At 27.8% G+C, this 26,420-nt stretch carries 21 protein-coding genes; 16 read left to right on the plus strand and 5 right to left on the minus strand.

Annotated elements, in window-relative coordinates:
* Positions 1 to 66: 66 nt before the first annotated feature.
* Both dxs and GQX97_RS03135 read right to left on the minus strand, forming a co-directional pair.
* Positions 67 to 1,917 carry a 1-deoxy-D-xylulose-5-phosphate synthase gene (gene dxs / locus GQX97_RS03130; RefSeq protein WP_157150491.1) on the minus strand — a complete coding sequence of 617 codons (1,851 nt, stop codon included), beginning with the start codon at positions 1,915 to 1,917 and terminating at the stop codon, positions 67 to 69.
* A 75-nt stretch (positions 1,918 to 1,992) separates the two neighbouring features.
* Positions 1,993 to 2,898 (minus strand): hypothetical protein, encoded by a 906-nt coding sequence (locus GQX97_RS03135; protein WP_157150492.1) that lies wholly within the window; start codon positions 2,896 to 2,898, stop codon positions 1,993 to 1,995.
* A gap of 385 nt (positions 2,899 to 3,283) precedes the next feature.
* Here GQX97_RS03135 and GQX97_RS03140 point away from each other — a divergent pair, with 385 nt between their 5' ends.
* The 4 genes from GQX97_RS03140 (at position 3,284) to GQX97_RS03155 (ending at position 7,611) form a co-directional block, all read left to right on the plus strand.
* Positions 3,284 to 4,489, plus strand: coding sequence for a M20 family metallopeptidase (locus tag GQX97_RS03140; RefSeq protein ID WP_157150493.1), 1,206 nt, complete (start codon positions 3,284 to 3,286; stop codon positions 4,487 to 4,489).
* Positions 4,490 to 4,504: 15 nt separating this feature from the next.
* Complete coding sequence (dapA, locus tag GQX97_RS03145) at positions 4,505 to 5,386, plus strand: 4-hydroxy-tetrahydrodipicolinate synthase (protein ID WP_157150494.1); 882 nt, start codon at positions 4,505 to 4,507, stop codon at positions 5,384 to 5,386.
* The gene (dapB, locus tag GQX97_RS03150; protein ID WP_157150495.1) at positions 5,383 to 6,087 is read left to right on the plus strand and encodes a 4-hydroxy-tetrahydrodipicolinate reductase; all 705 of its coding nucleotides are present in this window, start codon (positions 5,383 to 5,385) and stop codon (positions 6,085 to 6,087) included. Before dapA ends, dapB begins: the two co-directional genes overlap by 4 nt.
* A gap of 384 nt (positions 6,088 to 6,471) precedes the next feature.
* Positions 6,472 to 7,611, plus strand: a complete 1,140-nt coding sequence (locus tag GQX97_RS03155) for a serine/threonine protein kinase (RefSeq protein ID WP_157150496.1) — start codon at positions 6,472 to 6,474, stop codon at positions 7,609 to 7,611.
* A 428-nt stretch (positions 7,612 to 8,039) separates the two neighbouring features.
* Here the strand turns inward: GQX97_RS03155 and GQX97_RS03160 are convergent, their stop codons facing one another.
* The gene (locus GQX97_RS03160) at positions 8,040 to 9,395 is read right to left on the minus strand and encodes an MATE family efflux transporter (protein WP_157150497.1); all 1,356 of its coding nucleotides are present in this window, start codon (positions 9,393 to 9,395) and stop codon (positions 8,040 to 8,042) included.
* Positions 9,396 to 9,588: 193 nt separating this feature from the next.
* Here GQX97_RS03160 and GQX97_RS03165 point away from each other — a divergent pair, with 193 nt between their 5' ends.
* Positions 9,589 to 10,158 carry a GNAT family N-acetyltransferase gene (locus GQX97_RS03165; protein ID WP_157150498.1) on the plus strand — a complete coding sequence of 190 codons (570 nt, stop codon included), beginning with the start codon at positions 9,589 to 9,591 and terminating at the stop codon, positions 10,156 to 10,158.
* Positions 10,159 to 10,276: 118 nt separating this feature from the next.
* The gene (locus tag GQX97_RS03170; RefSeq protein ID WP_157150499.1) at positions 10,277 to 13,609 is read left to right on the plus strand and encodes a DUF4132 domain-containing protein; all 3,333 of its coding nucleotides are present in this window, start codon (positions 10,277 to 10,279) and stop codon (positions 13,607 to 13,609) included.
* A gap of 176 nt (positions 13,610 to 13,785) precedes the next feature.
* On the opposite strand, the gene GQX97_RS03175 is transcribed toward GQX97_RS03170, so the two are convergent.
* On the minus strand, positions 13,786 to 14,595 hold the full coding sequence (locus GQX97_RS03175) for a hypothetical protein (protein WP_157150500.1): 810 nt from the start codon (positions 14,593 to 14,595) through the stop codon (positions 13,786 to 13,788).
* A 508-nt stretch (positions 14,596 to 15,103) separates the two neighbouring features.
* Between GQX97_RS03175 and GQX97_RS03180 the strand changes: the two genes are divergently transcribed.
* Genes GQX97_RS03180 through csrA form a run of 3 tightly spaced genes read left to right on the plus strand, consistent with a single transcriptional unit; the run spans position 15,104 to position 17,116 of the window.
* The gene (locus tag GQX97_RS03180; RefSeq protein ID WP_157150501.1) at positions 15,104 to 16,357 is read left to right on the plus strand and encodes a flagellar hook-associated protein 3; all 1,254 of its coding nucleotides are present in this window, start codon (positions 15,104 to 15,106) and stop codon (positions 16,355 to 16,357) included.
* A gap of 42 nt (positions 16,358 to 16,399) precedes the next feature.
* On the plus strand, positions 16,400 to 16,867 hold the full coding sequence (gene fliW / locus GQX97_RS03185) for a flagellar assembly protein FliW (protein WP_157150502.1): 468 nt from the start codon (positions 16,400 to 16,402) through the stop codon (positions 16,865 to 16,867).
* Between the two features lie 3 nt (positions 16,868 to 16,870).
* Entirely contained in the window at positions 16,871 to 17,116 is a 246-nt protein-coding gene (csrA, locus tag GQX97_RS03190) for a carbon storage regulator CsrA (RefSeq protein WP_157150503.1), read from the plus strand.
* A gap of 3 nt (positions 17,117 to 17,119) precedes the next feature.
* On the opposite strand, the gene murI is transcribed toward csrA, so the two are convergent.
* Positions 17,120 to 17,923, minus strand: a complete 804-nt coding sequence (murI, locus tag GQX97_RS03195; protein ID WP_157150504.1) for a glutamate racemase — start codon at positions 17,921 to 17,923, stop codon at positions 17,120 to 17,122.
* Positions 17,924 to 18,078: 155 nt separating this feature from the next.
* Between murI and GQX97_RS03200 the strand changes: the two genes are divergently transcribed.
* The 7 genes from GQX97_RS03200 to GQX97_RS03230 all read left to right on the plus strand — a co-directional run bounded on the left by GQX97_RS03200 (position 18,079) and on the right by GQX97_RS03230 (position 26,382).
* Positions 18,079 to 18,318: an OadG family protein gene (locus GQX97_RS03200; protein WP_157150505.1), complete on the plus strand. Its 240-nt coding sequence runs from the start codon at positions 18,079 to 18,081 to the stop codon at positions 18,316 to 18,318.
* A gap of 25 nt (positions 18,319 to 18,343) precedes the next feature.
* Positions 18,344 to 20,149, plus strand: a complete 1,806-nt coding sequence (locus tag GQX97_RS03205; protein ID WP_157150506.1) for a biotin/lipoyl-containing protein — start codon at positions 18,344 to 18,346, stop codon at positions 20,147 to 20,149.
* 28 nt (positions 20,150 to 20,177) lie between these two features.
* Positions 20,178 to 21,557, plus strand: coding sequence for a sodium ion-translocating decarboxylase subunit beta (locus GQX97_RS03210; RefSeq protein ID WP_157150507.1), 1,380 nt, complete (start codon positions 20,178 to 20,180; stop codon positions 21,555 to 21,557).
* 35 nt (positions 21,558 to 21,592) lie between these two features.
* On the plus strand, positions 21,593 to 22,174 hold the full coding sequence (locus GQX97_RS03215; RefSeq protein ID WP_157150508.1) for a biotin transporter BioY: 582 nt from the start codon (positions 21,593 to 21,595) through the stop codon (positions 22,172 to 22,174).
* Between the two features lie 351 nt (positions 22,175 to 22,525).
* Positions 22,526 to 24,064: a glycosyltransferase family 39 protein gene (locus GQX97_RS03220; protein WP_157150509.1), complete on the plus strand. Its 1,539-nt coding sequence runs from the start codon at positions 22,526 to 22,528 to the stop codon at positions 24,062 to 24,064.
* Between the two features lie 174 nt (positions 24,065 to 24,238).
* The gene (locus tag GQX97_RS03225; RefSeq protein WP_157150510.1) at positions 24,239 to 25,270 is read left to right on the plus strand and encodes a DUF1385 domain-containing protein; all 1,032 of its coding nucleotides are present in this window, start codon (positions 24,239 to 24,241) and stop codon (positions 25,268 to 25,270) included.
* The gene (locus tag GQX97_RS03230; RefSeq protein WP_157150511.1) at positions 25,261 to 26,382 is read left to right on the plus strand and encodes a hypothetical protein; all 1,122 of its coding nucleotides are present in this window, start codon (positions 25,261 to 25,263) and stop codon (positions 26,380 to 26,382) included. Before GQX97_RS03225 ends, GQX97_RS03230 begins: the two co-directional genes overlap by 10 nt.
* Positions 26,383 to 26,420: the final 38 nt, after the last annotated feature.

The raw sequence follows: 26,420 nt of genomic DNA on the forward strand, positions 1-26,420 counted from the left end.
GTTACTATATACAGTTTTTTATACTAAATAATGAAGTATTTTTTTTAGTGATGAAATATTTATAAATTAATCAAAAAAATTATTTATTGTCTCTTTTAAGCCTTCTTTATCTAATTTATAAATATTAAGTAACTCATCTCTAGAAGCAACTTCAAAAAACTTATTTGGAAGAGCATGTATTTTTATTTTTTTATTATATATTTCATTGTCTGAGAGAATGTTTAATATTGCAGCACCAACTCCTCCCCTTTTTACACTCTCTTCAATTATTAGAATATTGTCTGATTTTTTTGCAACATCAATTATAGTTTTTTCGTCTAAAGGATTTAATGTGCATAAGTTAATAATAGTAGTATCTAGATTAATTTCATTTACTGCATCAACAATATCAATCAAAGTTTGTCCATAACTTATAATGCAATTTGTTTTGCCTTCTCTAATAATATGAGCCTTACCAATCTCAAAATTATCAGGTATTATATTTTTATCGCATTCTCTTACAGAAGACTTATTATATCTTATCACTGTAGGACCATTATAATTATAAGAAGTTATAAACATATCCCTAAAATCTTTTTCTGCCACAGGAGCCATTATAACAATATTTGGAACAATGCTTAAAAAAGAAATATCATATACGCCCTGATGAGTATCCCCATCTTCTGGCACCAAACCAGCCCTATCAATCATAAACTTAACATTAGCATTCATTATACCAACATCATGTATAACTTGGTCATAAGCCCTTTGCAAGAATGTTGAATATAAATAAACATAAGGTATAAGCCCGCTCTCTGCAAGACCAACAGCAAATGTAACAGCATGCTGCTCTGCTATTCCAACGTCAAAATACCTATCTTTAAAAAGTTTAGCATATTCAGTAAGCCCTGTTCCAGATTCCATTGCTGCAGTTATTGCAATTATTCTTTTATCTTCTTTTGCAATATCTACTATGCACTCACCTGCAAGATTAGAAAAAGTTTTTGATGATTTCTTTTTTAACTCTCCCGTTTCTACATTGAAAGGAGCAATTCCATGAAACTTTGTAGGGTTTTCTTCTGCTTTACTATATCCCTTGCCTTTTATTGTATTTACCTGCACAAATCTAAGACCTCGCATAGATTTTACTTTTTCAAATGTTTCAATAAGCTCTTCATAATTATGACCATCTACAGGACCAAAATATTTAAATCCAAGTCCGCTAAATGCTATACCCGGAGCAACAAAACTTCTTATAGCACCTTTACCTCTATCTATAAACTCGTTTGCAATGTCTCCAAATGGAAGCGTGGAAACTAAATTTTTTAATTTGTATGATGCATCTTGAACAAGGCTGTCGTTTAAAGTGGTATTTAGAAACTTTGAAATGGCACCAATATTTTTACCAATAGACATTTCATTGTTGTTTAATATTATTATCATGTCTTTGTCGGTATGTGCTATATTATTCATAGCTTCTAAAGCCATCCCTCCTGTCATAGCACCATCACCTATAATAGCTATCACTTCCCCGCTATAGCCTAAAATATTTTTGGCACTTGCTACTCCATAAGAAAATGAAAGCGAAGTTGAAGAATGCCCTGTCTCTTCTATATCATGCTCTGACTCTTCTCTTTTTGGAAAGCCTGATAAGCCTTTATATTTTCTTAAAGTGCTGAATCTATCTTTTCTTCCTGTGAGAATCTTATGCGTATAAGCCTGATGCCCAACATCAAAAATAAAAGCATCTCTTGGAGAATTAAACAAATAATGCAAAACTATAGTTAAATCAACCACCCCCAAATTGCTTCCTAAATGCCCGCCAGTTTCTGCAACACTTTTTATTAAAAACTCTCTTATCTCTGAAGCTAAAATTGGAAGCTCTTCTATACTAAGTTTTTTTAAATCATCTATAGAGTTAATGTTTTCTAAATACATGCATCCTCTCTAAATTTGTTTTTTGTTTTATTATATTAATATTATGATTTTTTTCAACAAATTATATAATACTAATTATCTAATACTAAAAGGATTAAGTAAATAGCCGTTTCTAATATAATTAATAGGTGTTAATATTATATAAGAAATTAGCATATTAAACATAGATATTATAAAAGAAAATATTAACAAAAGAGTATAAGCATCAATACAATTATTTATAAATATTAAAATATTTTTTGGAATACCTATATTAAATAACATTTTAATAAGTATTAAAAAAGTGTTTAATATAAGAATGCAGGCAAATAACACAATAACTCCTTTCCAAGCATGAGATATATCTGCAGGGCTTAATTCCATATGAGAAGCTATTGATATTGAAAGATAAAGAAATATCCAAAAACTTAATTGTTTTAATGATGAATTAACTATAATATTATTTATAATGTTTTTTGATATATAATAAACTGAATTAAATACATTAAAAAACTCATTAATAAAAAAAGAAAAAACTCCATATTTATTGTTGTAGCTAATTTTTGGTATATTAAAAATATTTTCTTTAAGCTCTGGCTGTAAAACTATAAAAAGCAAATAAACAATAAAACTTCCAACTATAATTGGTGCTATGCCTATAAAAAAATTTCCAAGCTGCTGATACCAACTGCGTGAATCATAGCTATGAAGAACATATCCTATTGTGTCAGATTTTGTATTAAAGAGTTTTATATCATCAATTCTATGCCTAAATATAATACAAAATAAAGCATGAGAAATTTCATGTATTGGGGTTCCTATCCACCCTGTTATATATAATTCTGCCTTGCTTCCTAAAGTTTTAGCAAATAGTCTTCTTGTTATATAGGAAATAAAATAAAGCAAAAATCCAAATATTATAACATTGCCGAATAATCTAATTAAATCTACTAAAGTCTTTGAAACTATTATAAACAAAAAATAAAATACATCTTTAATCATTACTATGTTTATATCGGAAATAATAGTGCTTATAGTGAAAGAAAATTAAATATCATAAAAAATAAAAAAATATGTAAAAAAGTTTATTATTTTGTTTGACATTTATAATTTTTTGAATATAATAACTATATATAGAAATATTAAAAGGAGTAAAAAATGTGTTTATCGTATAACACCTGTCAAACTAATTTAACTTCAAATATTCATTTCCAACTTTCTAAATTCTATAAATCTTTCAAACGTAAGTAATTCTAAACATTTCTTAATTAAAGATAATAAAAAAATTATAAAAATTTTATAAAAAAATTAACTTAGTACTATATTTAAAAATTAACATATTATATTATTATTAATTTGTAGTATTGTAGTTAAAGGTTATGGCTGTATGCAAAAAGATAGTAAATATTTAATATTGGATGATAAACTTAATTCTATTGAAAAATATTTAATAGATTTAAGGCGAGACTTGCACAAACACCCAGAATTAGGTTTTGAGGAGTTTTACACATCAAAAAAGATTTCTTCTATATTAAAAAGTTTAAATATCAAACATAAAGTAAAAGTAGCAGAAACTGGAATAGTAGCAGATATAGAGGGAGAAGACAAAAGTTTTACAGTGGCATTTAGGGCTGATATGGACGCTTTGCCTATGGAAGACTTAAAAAAATGTGAATACTCTTCAATAAATAAAGGTAAATGTCATTCTTGCGGACATGATGTTCACACTGCTATATTAACAGGCATAGCAAAATATTTTTCTGAAATAAAACCTCCATGCAATATAAGGCTAATATATCAGCCTGCAGAAGAGACTACAGGCGGTGCTTTGCCAATGATTAAAAAAAATGCATTAAAAAATGTTGATGTAATATATGGGCTTCATGTTAATCCTGAATTAAAAGTAGGAAGCATTGGAGTAAAATATGGTGCAATGTATGCTAGTTCAAATATGTTTGATGTAAAAGTGTATGGTAAATCTGCCCACGGAGCAAAATCATATAATGGAATAGACAGCATATTAATAGCTAGTCATATATTAACTCAAATGCATAGCTACACTTCATCATTTACAGACGGAAGTATGAGGCTTCATGTTGGTTTGATGAATGGAGGAAGTGCAAGAAATATCGTTGCTGATTTTACAAAAATGGAAGGCATTATAAGAATGCTTTGCGATGATAAAAAAAGAAAAGAAAGATTAACTGCAATAGAAAAAATTGTTAAAAACACAGCATATAGTTTTAATGCTAAAGCAGAGTTTATAAATATGCCTTCATATCCTGCTTTGATTAATCATAGCAATGCTGTAGATATAGTAAGAGAATCTGCTAACAATATAAAATTAAATATTGTAGAAGAAAATGCCAATATGACAACAGAAGATTTTAGCTATTATCTTCAAAACATAAGCGGGGCTTTTTTTAGCTTGGGAGTTGCAAACAAAAAAATAAACTACCCTATTCATAATAGTATGTTTGATATAGATGAAAGGGCTATTAATATAGGCGTGAAAATGCAGATAGCTAACGTTTATGAAAGTTATTTAAAAAAAGATTTATTTAAAAAAATAAAAACAACTAATAATAAATAAAAAAGGAGAAAAATTATGTCATTATTCGAAGGAGCTGGTGTAGCTTTAATAACACCATTTACAAAAGATGGAGAAATCAATTATAAAAAACTTGCTGAACTTATAGAATATCAAATAGCAAATAAAACAGACGCTATAATAGCAGCAGGAACAACAGCAGAAAGTGCTACACTTACAAGGGAAGAGAGGATAGAAGTAATAAAATTCTGTATAGAAGTTACAAATAAAAGAACAATGCTTATAGCAGGTACAGGAACCAATGTCACCAAAACAGCAGTAGAACTCACACAAAAATCATGCGAATATGGTGCTGATGCTATAATGGCAGTAACTCCATACTACAACAAAGGTAATGAAAGCGGACTTATAGACTACTACACACAAATAGCCAATGCATCAAAAGTGCCTGTTATAATGTATAATGTGCCTTCAAGAACAGGCGTAAAACTTCCGCTTAATGTTATTAAAAAATTATCTGAAGTATCTAATATAGTTGCAATTAAAGAAGCTAGCGGAGATATGAGCTATACCGCTGATATTGCCAATATTGCTCCAAACTTAGACTTATATTCTGGAAATGATGATATGGTTACACCTATACTTGCTTTAGGAGGTAAAGGAGTAATATCTGTTACAAGCAATATTATACCTAAAGAAAATCATGATATGGTAATGAACTTCCTTAATGGTAAAGTAGAAGAAGCCATAAAAGCACAAATACATTATATAGATTTAGTAAGGGCTATGTTTATAGAGGTTAATCCTGTGCCTATAAAAGAAGCTATGAATATAATGGGCTTTGATGTTGGACCTTGCCGTTCTCCTCTTGGACCTTTAAGCGAAAAAAATAGAGAACATGTAGCTCAAATAATAAACAAATATGGGATTAAAAAATGAAAACAACTAAAATAATAATACATGGTATTGGAACAATGGCAACTATATTAAAAGATATAGTTGAAAAAGATGACAGTTTAGAGTTAGCTGGTTTTGCTGACAATCTCACTAATGAAAAAGGTGATGTAATAGTAGATTTTTCTCATTTTTCATTAATTGAAGATATGCTTGATTATGGAGTAAAAAATAATATACCTATTGTGATATGTACTACAGGTTATGATGATAAAATATTAGAAAAGATAAATGAAGCATCAAAAAAGATCCCTATAGTACTATCTTCAAATACTTCTATAGGTGTTACATTAATGAATGAGATAGTATCAAAAGTTGCAAGTGTGTTAAATGATTTTGATATAGAGATAGTAGAAACTCATCATAATAAAAAGATAGATTCTCCAAGCGGTACGGCTAAAACTTTATATAACACTATTAACAATACATTAAATAATGAAATGCATTTAGTTAATGGAAGAAGCGGTACACACAAAAGAGAAAAGAAAGAGATAGGCATGCATTCATTGAGAGGTGGAAGTGTGGTTGGAGAACATAGTGTTATATTTTATGGAGATGATGAGGCTATAGAGATTACTCATAAGGCTATGTCAAAAAAGATATTTGCTCATGGTGCTATTAAATCAGCTAAATTTATTGTTGGTAAAGCACCTAAACTTTACAACATGAAAGAAGTATTATCTTAAATTATAAAAAATAAAACTATGAGTATTGTATAAAAAAATTATAATAATAATTTATATAATCCTCATAGTTTTTATTATAATATTTGTTTTAATAAAAAGTAAATAAAATTAAATATTTTTTATATTGACAAAAGATAAAAATAAATTATAATTTTTGTTAAAGAAATAAAAATATTTATTTCTAAATTAGGATTTCAAAATGAAAAATAAATTAATCAATCTTTTTTCTTATTCTTCTATTTCTTCTAGCCTCTTTTTGAGGTGACTCTTAATTTTCTATTTTAATCTAAATAATCAAAAAACAAAAACTGCAAATATAGTATGATAGTTTTTTCTATTATGCATTATTTTATACATTTATTAACTATTTAAGGAGATTTCGTTATGAAAATCGTAAATTCTTGGAATGATTTCGACCCATTAAAACATGTTATAGTAGGTAGAGCTGATAACTGCTGTATAGCACCATCAGAACCAGCATCAAAAGCTAAAGTACCATTAGACAGCCCAATGAGAGGTATGACAGGACCAAGACCATTAGATACTGTAGAAAAAGCAAATGCTCAACTAGACAATCTTTGTAAAATCTTAGAGCAGCACGGTGTTAAAGTTGATAGACCTACTCCTCTACAATGGAATCAGGCTGTTGTAACACCTCATTTTATGACTGGAAGTATGTTTGGATGTATGCCTCCTAGAGATGTACTTTTAACTATTGGTAATGAAATAATTGCTGCTCCTATGTCTTTTAGATCAAGATATTTTGAGTATTTGGCTTATTCACCTATACTTAGAAAATATTTTGATGAAGACCCTGATTTTAAATGGATATCTGCTCCTCGTCCAGAACTTGGAGATGCAAGCTATGATATGCATTATTTTGATGGAGATGTTACTGAAGAAGTTTTACTTGAAAGAACTGCTAAGCTTCATATGGTTACAACAGAACATGAAATACTTTTTGATGCTGCTGATGTTATGAGGGTTGGTAAAGATTTATTCTGTCAGCATGGTTTAACTACAAACAGAAAAGCTATGGAATGGTTAAGAAGACAGTATCCAGACTTTAGGGTGCATGCTGTAAACTTCCCTGGAGACCCTTATCCAATACATATTGATGCTACTTTTGTACCTTTAAGACCCGGTTTAATAATTAACAACCCTACAAGAAGACTTCCAGTGGAACAAAGAAAAATATTTGAAGCTAATGGATGGGAGATCGTTGATGCTGCTCAGCCTGCACATAAAACTCCTCCGCCTCTTTGTTATTCTAGTGTTTGGCTTTCTATGAACTGTTTGGTATTAGACCATAAAACAGTATTAGTTGAAGCAAGTGAAGTTTATCAAATGGAGCAAATGGATAAATTAGGAATGAATGTTATCCCTGTACCATTTAGAGATGCTTATCCGTTTGGTGGAGGTTTACATTGTGCTACTGCTGATGTTTACAGAGAGGGTTCTTGCGAAGACTATTTCCCTAAACAAGTAGATGACCCTACTTTAGTTACTTACAAAAAGTGGTAATTTGTATATAGATTGTGTTTTTTATATTGGAGGCGGGCAAAACTCGTCTCCTTTTTTTATATATAAATGATAATTGTTGCAAAAGTAAATTAATAAATATTTATGTTGTTTTAATTTATGTTCTTATTTTTATTCAACTTTTTCCCGTAGCAAAAAGTTGCAAAAAGTACAAATTATTTCGCTTATTCGTATACATTTCGCGAAAGTGCAAGTATTCAAATTTTATATCTAAAAAATATATATAATGACACTATATGTTTATGTCTATACTTCATAAAAATGCAGTTCTTTTGGTTCTTTTATACAAATCCCGAAAGGTACCTACTAGGTAAAAAAACAGGCGGCAAAGCCCTGCAAATATCTTATTTTCCCCTTACACGGTGTGGACTTCATCAAAGAAGCAAACTATTGCTCTGCTTTTTTAAAAATCAATTATTGGTATCATAGACCTCTTTATTATTATAAAAATCTGTTTTCTTTATATTTGTGTTATAATATATTACAGAAAGTAAACTCATTAATATAATCTGAGCTACAGGCATTGCCAACCACACACCATTAAGCTTAAAAAATATAGGAAGAATCATTATGCATAATGGACTTACAAACAAAGGGTCTATGTATGTTAAAAGACTCGCATATTTACTCTCGCCAGAAGAATAAAAATAAGCAGTACCAATTCTTACCATAGGCTGAAGTATAAACGATATAGCTATTATAGGCATAGCAATACTTACAATGTTGTTTGTCTCTATTGAAGCACCAAATATAATTCCTAATCTATTTTTAAACAAAAGAACTACTATTATTAATATAAATCCTAACACTGAAGAAAATAATATTCCTTTCTTTAAAACCTTTCTCATAAGCTCTTCTCTCTTAGCACCCTTGAAAAAACTAATCATAGGCTGACAACCTTCTGCAATACCTTCAAATAAATATATTATAGAACCATAAATATAATTAATTACAGAATATGCACTAGTACCAATATATCCTCCATATTTTATGCATTGCAAATTATTAAATATTACTATTAAAGAAGGAGCCATTACAAGACCAAACGGAGAAAGCCCTATTTGAATAGCTCTTTTACTCATAGATAAATCAAAATCTGATAATCTTATTTTTGTTCTATATTTCTTTCTAATAAATAAATAATATATAGAAATAGCAGAAACTATTGCCTGTGCTATAATTGTAGCTAATGCAGCCCCAAAAGTTCCTAATCTTAAAACCATTAAAAACATATAGTCTAATACAATATTAGTTATAAGACCTATACCCATAAAACTCATGGCATGTATAGTTTTACCAGAATTCCTTATTATAGGCATGCTTCCTGCAGATATAATCTGAAATGTACCGCCTAATATAATAGTTGTAATGTAGCTGTTAGCCTGTTCAAATATTATATCTCTCGCACCAAGCTGATAAATTAATTTGTCTTTTATTAAAAGAAGTAGTAGAGTTAATATGATGCTTGCAACTATTAAAGTAATAAATGTATTAATTTTAGCCTTGTTAAACTTCTCTAAATCTCCAGCTCCAAGATATGTAGACATTATAACAGATCCGCCCATTCCAAGCATAGCAGCTGTAGCAAATAACACCGTTCCTATAGGATAAACTAAATTGATTGCAGTAAGCCCATTGTCGCCCATAGAATGACCAACAAAAAAACCATCAACTACTATATAAAGCCCTCCAAGCATAGTTGATACTATAGAAGGAAGTACGTATTTAAAGAAAGATTTTTCCATCTCTTCTACTTTGTTTATCATTGAAGCTCCTTAAAAATATAAATATATAGTCCGATATTAGACTATTATATTCGTTTAAAAATTATTGTCAACACCTAAAAAACAAATTAGATAATTTTTTTATATAAATAATCTAAATAGAAATAAATATTTTTTGATTGCAAAAAAGTTAACATAATTTATAATTTTGTTTAATCACTTTTAAGGATAATAAATGCCAATAAGACTTGCAACTTGTGAAGATACAAAACAAATACTAGAAATATACTCAAATTATATTGACACAAACATCACATTTGAATATTCATTGCCTAGTATAGAAGAGTTTGAAAAGAGAATAAAAAATATAATAGAAGTGTATCCCTATTTAGTATATGAAGAAGAAGATAAAAAAATATTAGGGTATGCATATGCCCATAGTTTTATGGAGAGAGAAGCCTATAAATGGGACGCAGAACTTTCTATATATATGGATTATAATTATAAATCAAAAGGACTAGGAAAAAAGCTTTGCCTAGCATTAATTAATATACTTAAATATCAAGGTTTCAAAACATTTTATTCTAGAGTAACATCTGGAAATATAGCAAGTGAAAAGTTTCATGATTATTTTGAGTTTAAAAAATGCGGCATGCTTTATAACACAGGATATAAATTATCCAAATGGCATGATGTAATAATCTACGAAAAACAAATTAATGAATATGATGAAAGCCCAAAAGATATAATAAAGATAAAAGATATAGATAAAGATACACTCAACAGCATAATATCAAATATTTAATGATTAGAGTAAGCCAAGTATTATTATAAATTGTGCAAACATAGCAACAGTAATAAAAATTTGACAGAATAAAGAAAATTAATTATACTGTATAAAAATACTATCAACGAGGTGGGATATGGAAAATAATAATGAAGAACAAATAAGAAATAAGTTTGAAAGCATATTACAATATGAAAACAATAAGGACGCATTAATTGATTATTTTTACGGAAGAATAGATAGCTGCCCTATTTTTAAAAATTATTATAGCTATGATGCTGAAGAAATTTTCAAATTTTATTTTGATGAAAATACTAAAGAAGAAGATAAAAAAGCTCTATCAAGATACGCGGCAACTGTAATTAAATATATATATAAAGGCAATACTACCAATCAAATTTTAAGATTATGTGTCGGTGAAGATTTAGAAAAAGTATTAATAGAAAGTTATAATATTATATATGAAAGAGAATATGGTACAAAATATGCTAAGTCTGGTTTAATCCATAATGAAGCATATAAATATATACAAATACAAGTAAATAATTTTTGGGGTTTTTTAGGATTAGAACATTATATGCCTAAAGACTTTAATCAATATTTAGAAAAAGTAAAAAATGATAATGAAATATTATTAAAAAAAGCACCTCATTTATTATTAACTATTTTTGTATATCTCATAAATAAAGATGATGATAAAATCCTTATTAAACAATTATTAAATTATATAGACTCTCTAAAAATTAATGATGAAGAAACTACTGCACTGCTTTTTACTATAGCTGATAAAGATGAAGAAGTGTATAAAAGATTAATTAATATTTTAAATAAAGATAATAATATGATTTATTTTCTTGTAAATATATCCCGTGAAATGGTAGGAAGAACAGGACAATTATATAAAAGATTATTTAAAAGCTATTCAGAGGATAAACTATATTATTACTATACGAGAGAACTTATACCTGAATATTTAAAAATATGCTCTTTCCCTAAAGAATGTATTTTATTAAGCAAAATACTTAATGACAACACTCTTTTTATTTCTAAGCATACATTGGAAATAAAAAAATTATATGATGAAGACAAAGAAACTTTTTATAAACTTTATGAGATAATAGAAAAATCAAAATTTGAACAATTATATCTTGATTATGCTATGCTTTCATCAATTATGCTTGCAAGAAATGATAATAAATATAATATTGATGCTAATTCTATTGTAGCAAAGTTAAAAGAAATATGCGTGTATTTATTAGAAACAAATGTAGCTATTAAAAGTTTCGATGATATAACTTCTAAAAGCACTAAATATGTAATTAAATATGTAAAAGAAAAAATTTATGATAGTCATAGTCATTATTTATCGGCTATAATGTCGCTTGACGAAGTAAATGATGAAGCATCAGAAATTACTACTAAATTATTAAATCGTTACGGAATATACGGCAAAATTTCTATTTATGTTTCTACTGAGAAAATATTCTATAACAGAGATATTTTATCAATTAAAGAAAAATTAGTTAATGATAAAAAAGTACCACTAAAAAATATTTATTTATCATTATTAGACTCAAAAGATGATATTATAACTCTTATAAAAAACAATGTAGAAGAAACAAAATCTATTATGGAAGATAAATCATTTATCACTTCTATAACATCAAATATTCAAGGCACTATATCATTTATTGATTATATTTKCAGTGATAAGTTAAAAGATTTGATAGATAATAAATTTGATTTTGTTTTYAAAGTTCTTGATACAGCAAAATCAAAAGAAATAAAAAAGCATTGCGTATCAGTAATCAGTAATAATGAAAGCATTGTAAGAAGCGAAGTAGAAAAATTAGCAAATGAAGGAAAAGAAGCATCAAGAACAGTTTATAAAGAAATAATTAAATATTGGGATTTACAGAAGTTTAATGATGATTTTAAGTTCAAAAACGTTGAAGAGATAGAAGCCCATTTAAATAAATACTATAATGAAGGACATGAAACTCTAATAAAAGATATAGACGAAAATATACTTTCTAATATTCTATTAAAAGATAAAACAACTAAAGCACCTTTAAAAATAGTTCAGTATGTGTTTATGGAATACGTTGCATTAAAAGAGCCTTCCATATTAAAAGACTGCAACAAAATAGCAGAGTTTTTTGATATTAACTCATTTAGAAATGCACTTGACGCTATATATTCTAATTGGCTTAACAACAAAGCAGATACAAAATTAAAAAATATACTTATTCCATATTGTATTTTCCAGCCTGAAGATAAACTCTTAAAATTAAAAGCACAAATTGAAGAATGGGCATTAAATTCAAGAGGAGCATTAGCAGCACATGCGGTATATGCCATAGCATTAAATGCAAGCAAATTTGCATTGGTATTAGTTGATACAATGTCTGTAAAAGTTAAAAATAATCAGGTAAAAAATGCTGCTAAAGATGCATTAAAAAAGACTGCCAAAGCATTAGAGATTTCAGAAGATGAGCTAATAGATAAAATAATTCCAGATTTAGACTTTGATAAAAAAGGAATGAGAGAGCTTCATTACGGAGGAGAAGCTAACAGAGTATTTAAACTTCAAATAAAAAATGATTTCACTATCGAAGTAACAGATTCAAATGATAAAGTTTTAAAATCACTCCCAGCACCAAACAGCAAAGACAATAATGCAACAGCAGATGCTTCTAAAAAAGAATTAACTTTGATAAAGAAAAACATAAAAATGATAACTTCTAATCAAATAACAAGATTAAATAAAGTTTTATTAAACGGACGTAAATGGTCTTATAAAACTTTTACTGAGCTTTTTGTTGACAACCCAATAATGAATATATTTGCTTTAAAACTTATATGGGGCGTTTATGATGAAAAAAATAATTTAATAGAAAGCTTTAGATATATGGAAGATGGAAGTTTTAATACTTTTGATGAAGAAGAATACATATTTGAAGATAGTCTAAAAAATAAAAAAAATATTACTTTAGTTCACCCAATAGAATTAGACGAAGAAAAATTATCAAAATGGAGAAATCAATTAAGCGACTACGAAATATTACAGCCTATAAATCAGCTTGATTTATTATTTGAAGAAGTGAAAGAAGAGCATATAAAAAATAACAAAATCATTTCATTTGAAGATAGAGAAATAACAGCAGGCGAGATTATGTCAATGGCAAATAAAATGTCATTTGAAAGAAGCAGAGATATTGAAGATGGAGGAAGTTATACTTATTATGAATTAAAAGACTCTATGTTAAATATTGCATGCCGTATAGATTTTGAATATATGTGGTTTGGAATGGATGCGGGTGAAAAAGTAACATTTAAAAATATTGCTTTCCACAGACTAGATGAAAATGGCAGCTGCAATGAAGAAGAATATATAAATCCTTTAGAAATTAATAAGAGATTTACTTCATCAATATATGGAACAGTAAAATCTTATTTTATGAAGTAAAAACTTTGACGAAGTCCGCAGAGCGACCGAATGTACTTACTTAGGTATTGGCATAAAAGAACCTTATATCCTTCGGATACGCTTTGCGAAGAACTGCATTTTTTATAAACTAATACTCAAATATATTCAAAAATGCTAAGTCCTAACCTTTTTATATCTAGTATTTACTCTATATCTTATGTAAATATATATTCATTAAAAATATTCAAAGCATTAATTTTATTGTATGAATCTCCGCCTCTCCAATGCATTAATTTCTCGGATAGTTCAGTATCTCTGTATTCTCTTTCTTCTTTAGCTTCCAAAATATCCAAATAGGATAATATTTCTAAAAGTATAATCCTTTCAGCTTTTGAAGATGGAAAAATATCTTTTAAAGTTTTTTCTAATTTATTTGCTGAGTCTTTTTCATTGTTGTATGAATCTATTTGTTTTAGAATATCATTAAAAATTTTTATATCATCTGGAGTTGGGTAAAATTCAAAATCATTAATTTTTTTAAATTCTTCTAAATCAAAATAAATATATGATAAATGTTCAAGCCTCACTCCGCCCCATTTATATTTTTCAAAATTATATACATTTCTATCTTGTAAATTAAAGTCATCGCCAATGATAAAGTAATTATCATTGCATTCATTACAATATGATGGATATGACTTATTATTTATAAAATTATGAATATTGATTTTTTTGCCTAAATATAAACTTGATATAAAACTTCTTAAATTTAATTGTCTAGTTGATAAACTGCACAAAAATGCTCTGACTGTATTTTCAAAATTAATTTCTTTTACCAAATCATTTATTCTTATTATAAGTTCATCATGTTTAATAATTTCATCTGTAAAATCAAACATAAGTCCTTTTTCTTTTGCATATAAAAAATCATCATCATTTATTATCATTTTATTATCATCAATCCAGCCATTTTTCCAAAAATAATTAAATAATATTTTTTTAGCTTTCTTATCAATTATATGCATGTACTATCCTCATTTTTAGTATATTTTTGAAAACATACTAAAAATTTTAAGTTTTTTATTTGCATGGGTTAGCCACCGTATCCCCACATTATCTTATTATATAATAAGAGTGAAATATTTGCACTTTTTGGTTCTTTTTGCGGCGGGAAAAAGAACAATAAAATTTTTATCTTTTTTATTATTTGCAGGGCTTTGCCCCGCACCCCACTTCTTTTGGTGACCCAAAGAAGCAAAAAGACTGCATTTTTTAGTCTAAAATATAGATATTATATTTTATTTATATTTCAAACATATAAAGCTAAAATACTTGCACTTTTTGCAACTTTTTGCGGCGGGAAAAAGTTGAATAAAACAAAAACTTATATAACAAAATATATTTGTTTATGTATTTAGAAAAATATAATAATAAAAATTTCTTCAATAAGATAAAAAAATAATAAAACAATTTTTCATTATGACGATAAAACAAACTGGGATGATATATATTTTTTAATTAGGAGTTAAAAATATGAGAGTTACAGAGCAAGCCCAATATAATAGAGCTATAAGCAGTATTAAGAAAAATTATAGTGAAATGGAAGCATCTCAAACAAGGCTATCTACAGGTCAAAGAGTACAAAGACCTCATGAAAATGTTACATCCACAATCAATTCTATTTACTACAGAACAAGAAAATCATCATTAGATAGATATCAAAATAATATAGTAGACGGTAAAGAAAGATTAAGTGTAGCACATGATTCTATGAGTTCTATTACACAAGCTTTAGCAAGAGCAAGAGACTTAGCAGTGCAAGGTGCAAACAGCACATACTCTGCAGAAGACAGAGCTACAATGGCTATGGAAATAGAAGAAATGATAGAAAGAATATATGACATATCTAAAACTCAAAGCAAAGGAGAGTTTATATTCTCTGGCACAAGTGTAAAAACTGCACCATTTAGAGCATTATACGGACATGATGAAAAGGCAGGACGTTCAATAATTCAAACAGTAATGTATGAAGGCGATGCTAATGCTCAAAATAGAGAAATAGAAAATGGTCAATATATAAATGTTGGTACACCGGGAAACTATACTTTTTGGGGTACAAATATGGAAATAATATCAACAGTTGATGCCGGCAATTATGTTGCTTCAGAAAACCAAGATATTATGATAGATGATATGGTTATAAACATAAAACAAGGCGACAATATTGAAGCTATAGTTCAGAGAATAAACGATGCTAATGGAAATGTTAGTGCTTCTATAGGAGATTTAAGAGGAGGTGCTAAAGTTATACAATTAAAAACATCTACTCCTCATAAAATACTTTTACAAGATTTAAAAGGAGGCACTGTATTACAAGATATAGGTTTAGTAAGACAAGGAGCAGGAAACATTCCAGAAAACAATTATGAACCTAGTGCGGTTGTTTCTGGTAAATCTATATTTGAGAGCTTAATATATTTAAGAGATGCTATGCTTAATGATGATGTTAGAGCTATAGGCAGTGAAGCTTTAGGATATATAGACAGTGCCATAGATAATGTTACAACTGTTCAGGCTAATGCTTCTTCAAAAGTAACAAGACTCGATATGGGATACAATAGTTTTGAAGACCAAAAACTTGCAATAGATGAGGCTTTGGCTAAAAATGAAAATATTGATTATGCTGAAGAGATTGTTAATTTCAATATGTGGCAATATGCTCATAATGCAACATTACAAACTACAGGAAGATTATTAGGAAGAACATTATTAGATTATATGAGATAATATAAACTAATTTAACAATAAAAACTTAAAGGAAATTATTTGATGCCAGAAATAGAATCTAGAATATTAGGAAAAGTAGAAGTTTCTGATAACAATTTATATCACCTTAACGGAAGCATATTAGCATTTGAGGACTATGATGAGTTTTATTTGCTCAATATGGACGAAGAAGGTACTTTTAAAATACTTCAATCTAAAGATGATAAAAATATATGCTTTATATTGATAGATCCATTTCTGGTATTTAAAGATTATAAACCCGATGTTCATGATAATGATATAAAACTATTAGAAATTGAAAAAGAAGAAGATATACATTTATTAACAATAGTAACAATACCGAATGACAATTTCAAAGCTATGAGTGCAAATTTAATAGCTCCAATAGTTTTTAATATTAAAAATCATAAAGCAAGACAATGTACTGTTATTGGTGATAAATATAATACAAGACACCCAATATTGTCAGAGAACAATGCTGAAAATAATAAAAAAGAGGAGAAAAGTTGATATATGCTTGTACTATCTAGAAAAATCAATCAAAGCATTGTTATAGGCGATAACATAGAAATCATGCTTGTTGATATACGAGGCGATCAAATAAAATTAGGCATCAATGCTCCAAGAGATGTAAAAATATTTAGAAAAGAGGTTTATGAAGAGATAGAAAGTCAAAACTTAGAAGCTTCTAAAGCAAATCCAGAACAATTAAATATCTTAAGCAGTTTTGTTAAAAACAAATTAGAAAAAAATAAATAATTCTTATAAAACTATTCTTTCTAATTCATAATTAATTTTTATATATTGAGAAATAAAATCATTAAAATCTTTTTTTTCACCTGTTGTAAAAAATTTTAAATTTCCTCCAGAAGTATTAACCAAATTATTATCAATAAGATATTTTTTTATAGATAATACTATTTTTGTGCTAGGGTCTATTATATTTTTTATATTAGTTTTTTTGCTCTTTACAACTGTCTTTATATCATCTATTATAAGAGGATAATGCGTACAAGCAAGAAGCAAAGTATCGGAATTATCATCTATTTTTGTTATATAATTTTCTAAAACTTCAAATCTATCATCATAGCTATTCCAATTATGTTCTATCATAGGACATAATTTCTGACAAGCTATCTGAGTAACTTTTATTTTTTTATTGTAATTAAGTATTTTATCATGATACATATTAGAGTGAACTGTAAACTCTGTTGCCATTATAGATATATTATTATTTTTTGTATTATCAATTATATCCTCTACCCCATTAGATATAGTCTCTATTATAGGGATATTATATTTTTCTTTTAATATATCATAAGAAGAAGCAGTAATAGTGTTACAAGCAATAACTGCCATTTTGCAATCTTGTTTTATAAGAAAGTCTAATATCTTTATAGATAATTGAGTTATTTCTTCTTTAGATTTATCACCATAAGGTATATTATGATTATCTCCAAGATATATATAATTTTCATTGGGAAGCATATTCAATAATTTTTTTAAAACACTTATACCGCCAAATCCAGAATCAAAAACAGCTATAGGTTTAGAAGATGTATTCATTTAACATAAATCCAAATAATCTTTTTAATATTATATATACTATGTTATAAAAGTCAAATATATTGTGATATGTAGTTTTTATTTTGTATAAAGATACTTGTATATATGTGTAAAATATTGTATAATAGTTCCAAAATAAAAGTTAGGAGGATTTCATGAACGGAAGTATCATAGAAGCCTTACAAATAATGCTTATAGGTATGGGCGTAGTAGTATTGTTCTTGATAATATTAGTTTATGTAATGAAGCTAGTAAGTGTTATTATAGCACAAGTAGATAAAATTATGCCTCAGAAAGAAGAAGAACAAACTGCATTACCCGTTCAATCTGTGAGTAATGACAAGATGGTTGCTATTGCTATAGCTTTAGCACATGTTCATAGTAATAAAAAGTAATGGACAAGTATAAGGAGAAAATAATATGGCAAAAAAAGAAGTAAAATTTATGGTAACAGCATTCAGGGACGGATTTCAATCTGTTTACGGTGCTAGAGTATTATCCAAAGACTTTATGCCAGCTGTAGAAGCATTTGTAAACGCTGGTGTTAAATATTTTGAATCTGGCGGCGGTGCAACATTCCAAAGTGCATTTTTCTACAACAATGAAAATGCTTTTGATGTAATGGATACTTTTAGAAAAACTGTTGGACCAGATGTTAATTTACAAACTTTGGCAAGAGGAGTTAATGTTGTTGGTTTGGAATCTCAGCCTAGAGATATGATTAAACTTCATGCTCAGCTTTTCAAAAAACATGGTATCACCACCATTAGAAACTTTGATGCATTAAACGATGTAAATAACCTAATTTATAGCGGACAATGCATTAAAGAAGCAGGCTTAAAACACCAAGTATGCGTTACTATGATGGCTCTTCCTCCTGGATGTGAAGGTGCTCATGATGCTGCTTTCTATGGTAAAGTATTAACTCAAATAAAAGACAATGTAGATTTTGACTCTGTATGTTTTAAAGATGCTTCCGGTACTACTACTCCTCAAGTGGTTTATGATACAATTAAAGAAGCTAGAAAGATTTTAGGTAAAGATGTACATATACAAATGCATAGCCATGAAACTGCTGGTATTGGTGCTTTACAATATAGAGCTGCTTTAGATGCTGGTGCTGATTGTATAGACGTTTCTTTAGCTCCTGTATCTGGCGGTACTTGTTCTACAGATTTAATAGTTATGTGGCATGCTTTGAGAGGTACTGATTTCTATTTTGATATTGATATAGATAAAATTAGAGAAGCTGAAGAAGTATTCAAAGAATGTATGAAAGATTACTTCCTTCCGCCTGAAAGTAGAACCGTTGAGCCTATGATTCCATTTGCTCCAATGCCTGGCGGTGCATTAACAGCTAATACTCAAATGATGAGAGATATTAATGTAATGAACCGTTTCCCTGAAGTTATTAAAGCTATGACTGAAGTAGTTAAAAAAGGCGGATTCGGTACTTCTGTAACTCCTGTATCACAATTCTATTTCCAACAAGCATTTAACAATGTAATGCAAGGCGATTGGAAAAAGATTGCTGATGGTTATGGAAAAATGGTATTAGGTTATTTTGGTAGAACTCCTTCTACTCCAGACCCAGAAATAGTAAAAATAGCTAGCGAACAATTAGGTTTAGAGCCTACTACAGAGCTTGCTATGGATATAGATGATAGAAACCCTAAGAAAGGAAGAAAAGCAGCTGAACAAGCATTAAAAGATGCTGGTATCACTGATCTTTCTGATGAAAACGTATTTATAGCTGCTGCTTGTAAAGAAAAAGGTATACAATTCCTTAAAGGTGAAGCTAAACTTGGTATTAGAAAGAATGCTGGAGGTGCTTCTGCTGATGGTGTTAAAGCTACAAGCAATGAAGTTACTGTTACAGTTGGTGGTTCTAGTTATGGAGTAAAAATAGAAAATGGTAAGGCTATAGTTGATGGTGTAAGCTATGATTATACTATTAAAGATGGTATAGTTGCTGGTGCTGCTCAATCTGCTGCTCCTGCTTCAAGCGGTTCTGCTACTCCTGTTACTGCTGGTTTACCTGGTACAGTATTAAAAATACTTGCTCCTGTTGGAACACAAGTTCAAGATGGAACTACTATATTGATTGTAGAAGCTATGAAAATGGAAGTAGAAATTAAATCTTCTGCAAGCGGTGTTGTAAAAGAGGTAAAAGTTAAACCGGGTGATGCTGTAGTTGCTGGTCAGGAATTAGCTATTGTTGGATAATAGATGCTTGTTTGAAGGAGTGAAAAGAATGAAGAAAATATTTTTAGTATTTACACTTGTCTTGATGACAGCATCTGTGGTTTTAGCACAAGAGAATGAAGAATATAAACCTATTGATATAAAAGAATCACTTATATCTTTAGCTAGAAACACTGCTTTTGGCGGATTTTTCCCTAGAAGTGAAAAAGAAATAGCTGAAGCTCAGGCAAAAGCTGAAAAAAGTAAACAAGAAAAATATCAAACAAAACTTAATGATATTAAAGTAAAAACTGCTCCACTATGGCAGAACATTATTATGATTTGTGTAGGTTTACTTTTAGTATATCTTGCTATAGCTAAAGGTTTTGAGCCGCTTTTACTTATCCCTATAGGTATGGGCGGAATACTCGCTAATATACCTGTTGCTAATATTGCAGCTTTGCCTGTTGTAGAGATTATTAATGGGATTCCTGTTACTTTAAGCAGCGGCGGATTTTTGGGTCAAATATATACTTTTGGTATTGAATCTGGATTATTCCCTCTATTCATCTTCATTGGTGTTGGTGCTATGACAGATTTTGGACCGCTTATTGCTAACCCTAAAACTGCTTTACTTGGTGCTGCTGCTCAGATAGGTATATTTGGTACTTTACTTGGTGCTATGGTTTTATCAACTTATGTACCTGTTATCAATTTCTCACTTAAAGATGCTGCTTCTATAGGTATTATTGGCGGTGCTGATGGTCCTACTGCTATATTTACAGCTTCAAGACTTTCACCTAGTTTATTGGGTGCTATTGCTGTTGCTGCTTATTCTTATATGGCTTTAGTTCCTATTATTCAGCCTCCTATCATGAAATGGCTTACTACTGAAAATGAAAGAAAAATTGAAATGAAACAGTTACGCCCTGTTAGTAAAAGAGAGAAAATTATATTCCCTCTTGTAGTTATCATACTTGTTGCTTTACTTTTACCAGATGCTGCCCCTCTAATTGGTGCTTTGATGTTTGGTAATTTAATTAAAGAATCTGGCGTTACTGAAAGATTATCAAAAACTGCTCAAAATGAATTAATTAACATTGTTACTATAATGTTAGGTTTATCTGTAGGTAGTAAATTGGCTGCTGATAAATTCTTACGTTTTGAGACACTTGGTATATTGGTATTAGGTTTAGTAGCATTCTCTATGGGTACTGCAGGCGGTGTTTTACTTGCTAAATTAATGAATGCTGTTAGTAAAGATAAAATTAATCCTTTAATAGGAGCTGCTGGAGTATCTGCTGTTCCTATGGCTGCTAGGGTTGCTAACAAAGTTGGACAGGAATCTAACCCTCACAACTTCTTATTAATGCACGCTATGGGTCCTAATGTATCAGGAGTAATTGGTTCTGCTGTTGCTGCTGGTGTACTGCTTGCTATATTAGGTTAATAAAAATAATTAAAATATAAAGGAGTAAAAAAATTATGACTACAATATTAAAAAGATATAATAGTGCTAGAGCTTATTTAATTAATGATGCTTCTGCTGTAAAAAAATTATCACTTGCTTTAGTTTTTGCTGTTGCTTTAGCTATTGCTTCACAAATAAAAATATATTTACCATTCACACCTGTGCCTATTAACTTTGCTACTTTTGCTGTATGTGCTAGTGCTTTAACACTTGGCGGTTTTTGGGCTTTTGTTTCTGTTGCTTTATTTATATTAGCTGGTTCTATGGGACTTCCTTCTACAATAGCTCCAAATGCTTTAGGTGCTACTACTGGTTATTTAGTAGGTTATGCTTTATGTGCTTTGGTATTAGGTAAATATACTGAAAAAAATAATGCTGTAAACTTTGTAAAAACTTCTGTAATATTATTCGTATCACAAATCGCTATAGTGCATATTTGCGGTATGATAGGTTTATACATATGGTCTGCAAATGTTGGTACTCCATACACTTTAACAGAAGTTATAATGAAAGGAAGTGTTCCATTTATTCTTGGTGATTGTGTGAAAGCTATTGCTCTTTCTTCATTAATGACTATTGTATTAAAAAATAAATAATATTATATTTTATATAATATAAAAAAAGGAGGTTCAATTTTTGAGCTTCCTTTTTTATTTATTAATATTATTCATATCTCTTTTAAATAAACATAGATTTTTTTATAATAGTGAATAATATGTAAATTATTTTTGTAAAAAACATTGATTTTTTTTATATATATTTTATAATTTGACAACTTTATTTTAGGAGCAACTTAATATAAGCATAAATAATCTTACATTAATTGAAAATTATCAATATTTTTTACAAACTTTTCACTTATAAATTCTTTTATAATATTTTTATTGTAAATGTTTTTTATATAAAGATTGCTGCTTTTTCTAATAAAGAATAACAAGGATATTAATATGAAAGATAATATTAATAAATTTTTTAAAACAATAATTAATAATAAAATTTTTTTAATTTCATTTATATTTATTATATTATCATATATAGCTAAAATTATTTTAATTTCGTTTACTACATTGATAGATGATGAAGCACATTATGCCCTATGGACTAAACATCTTCCATTTGGTTTTTTTGACCATGGTCCTGGAATAGCATTTTTTATGAAATTAAGTATGATTATATTTGGAAATACTGGATTTGGAGTTAGATTTGGAAGTATTTTATTTAGTATATTAGTATCTATTTTTATTTATATATTCCTAAAAAAAGAAAAAGATGAAAACACTGCTATAATATTTGTTATACTTTTTAATACCATACCTTTTTTTGCTGGTCTTTCTCTCATTGTAACAATAGATACCCCTATGTTTTATTTTTTAATTTTTTCAATAATGGCATATTATAAAGCAATATATTCAAATAAAAAATATTTCTATTTAGCTGGTTTTTTATTTGGTTTTAGTTTACTTTCTAAAGAAGGTGCTATATTTGTAGGTGCTTCAATTTGTTTTTTCACACTAATTTCAAATAAAAGAAAAGAGATATTTTTATCTAAAGAATTTTATTTATCATTTATAATTGCTGCTTTAGTATACATGCCATTTATAATATATAATTTTCAAACTGATTTTACATTTATAAAATACGCATTAGATAGACAGCTTCAAAAACCTGGAAGTATTAATAGAACTTTAGATTTTTGGGGAGCACAAATAGGATTATACAGCCCTTTATTTTTTATATTATTTTGTTATCTAATTATAAAAATATTTATAGATTTTTTAAAGAAAAAAGAAATAGAAAATAATTTTTATTTTGCTTTTATATCATTATTGCCATTTATTTATATATTGCAAAAATCATTTAAAAATAAATTAGAAGCAAATTGGGCTTTATTTATGTATGGAGGCGGATTATTTTTAGTATCATACTATATATCTAAAAACTGGAATAAAAAATATATTAGAAATCTTTTTCTTGCTAATGTTTTATTTTGTAACATAGCTATATTTATAGTAATACTTCAATACTTTATGCCTATTATACCTATAAATGGAGACCCTACAGATAGATACTATAAATATAATGCAATAAGGTATGATTTAAAAGACTATTATAATTCTAATATGGATAAAAACATAAGAATGTTTGGCTTAAATTATCAAATACCTTCAATGATTGATTTCTATATAGATACAGAAAAAGAAGCTGTATGTTTAAATTGGAATACATATCACCCTACAGTATTTGATTTTTGGTATAAAGATAATGATTTTATAGGAAATGACTTTTATCATATAACTACTTCATCAGATACTAATTTAATATCACAATATTTTGATAATGTTGAATATATTACAAATTTTCAATCTTATAGAAAAAAATTAAATGGTGAAATCAAATATTTAGATAATTATTATATATTTTTATGTAAGAATTATCATGGCAAAGGTACAGACTATATTTATAAAAGCAAAAAGATTCAATTTTAATTTTTGATATATGTTTATTATATTCTTAAATTTATAAAATTGGCATGCTTTTTTTAATATATAAAATACATATTTTCAATATAAATTACATATAGCTAAAACTATATTATATACTTGAAAAATAATATATTTGTTATATCATATACGAAAATATTTACTTTAGGATAATAATTAATGAACAATAAATTAGATGAAAATAGAATAAAACAAGGAGTTGGCGGGCAGGCTGTAATAGAAGGCATCATGCTTAGGAATAAAACTCATTATGTAGTAGCCGTTAGAAAGCCAAACAAAAAAATAGATTTTATAAAACACAAAATAGAAGCTAATAAAAATAAATTAAGCAAGATGTTCTTCTTTAGAGGAATTGTAAACTTTGTAGATATGATGAAATTGGGTTATAAGACTTTAGTTTTTTCTGCTAATACTGCAGGACTTGAAGAAGAAAAAGAAAAAAAGGAACTATCTAAAGAAGAAAGCAGCAAAAAAGAAAGTGTTGCTATGACTTTAAGTATGCTAGTTTCTTTATTCTTTGCAGTTGGACTTTTTATAGCATTACCATATTTCATTACAACTCTAATAGGTATAAACGAGAAAGAACATGTTATATTATTTAATCTTACAAGAGGTGTTATAAAATTAGCTATATTTGTGGGGTATTTACTTGTTATTTCTTTGTTTAGTGATGTGAGAAGAGTGTTTGAATATCATGGTGCTGAACATATGGTTGTTAATGCTTATGAACATGGGCTTAATCCTGATCTAAACAATATAAGAGATTATACAACTATACACCCAAGATGCGGTACTACTTTTATGTTTTTGGTATTAACTGTTTCAATACTTCTTTATATGTTTACAAGTTATTTTGTATATTCTTATATTTATGCTTCATATATCCCTCCCAAAATTTTAGGAAATCTCACAGTATTGGCTATGAATATAATTTTGCTTCCTATAGTGTCTGGAATATCTTATGAATTATTAAAATTAGGTTTTATATTTTATAATTTTCCGTTAATGAGACTTGCAATACTTCCCGGTTTACTGCTTCAAAAAATAACAACTAAAAGGCCAAAAGATGATGAATTAGAAGTTGCTTTATTTGCTTTAAATAAATTATTAGATGATTCTGTAGGAGAAAGAAGCGAAGAGGAAGTAAAAGCAGATATTGAAAAGGAAAATGAAGCTCAGTTATGCGTATAAAAAAACGTTTAATAGCAAATGATGATTATTATGAATATTCTGCAAGCTATATAAAAAAGTATATTTTAATAGCTTCTATTATAGTTTTTATAATATTATCTGTATGCTTATTTATATACATTAATTATCATACTATTCCTAATAAATCTTTTGCAAGAAATAATATTCCGATTATTGAAAATAATAATATTATGAATAATAAAGGAATATATTATACTGGAACTTTTACTAATATTCCAAAATCTATAACTATTAATGACAACATGAAAGAATCTCTTTATATGTGTTTATTTCATGACAACAATATAATATTTTGGAAACTATATAAATATGATGTAAGAAGATATTTTTTATATAATGCATTTAATATATTGGACGGAGATTCTCAAGAGTTTATAATAAAAGAAGATAAAAAGAACTTTTTAGATTTTTATGATAACTTTATAAGAAGCCAATTTAGAAAAACAGAAGGCTCTTTTAATTTAGAAATACCTAATTTTGAAAATACAAAAATTAATTTGGAAACCTCAATAAACAATTTAATTAATAGTGAATTAAGTTTTAAATTTACAAACTTTCATGCCTCTATGATAAATTGGAAAGGAAACAGAGCGTTATATAATGCATTTTATTTTGGTATTCCTAGAGGATATTTAACTGTACCAGGTAGTGATAATACTATAGATGAAAGAAGTTCTATTTTAATTTTTAATACTGTAGGGCGTATCCCATCAAGATATACACATAATGTTATAATGGCATTAGTATATTCTTCATATAGCACAAAACCAATACCTATACTAATATATGACAGTAAACCAGAATCTCAAAACTCTAAAATAATAAAAATATTATACAGAAACAAATGGTATATATATAATACTTTTATATCTCATCAATATAAAGACAGCATAGATTTTTATTCTAAAGAATTAGGCTTTAGTTTGGTATTTAATCTTACAGGAAAAGAAAACAAAGATTCATTTGGAAGTATTAGCAAAGTAGATAGCACTATATCTTTAGGAGTTTTGAATGGCTATATTACTATTGACAATGAGCAATTAAATATTAATGGCAACGCTGTAAAAGAATATATGCATAGTATATTCTAATTTTTTAATATATAAAAAAGCACATATTATAAAAAATA

It is taken from the genome of Brachyspira sp. SAP_772, from assembly GCF_009755885.1.
Taxonomy (GTDB): domain Bacteria; phylum Spirochaetota; class Brachyspiria; order Brachyspirales; family Brachyspiraceae; genus Brachyspira.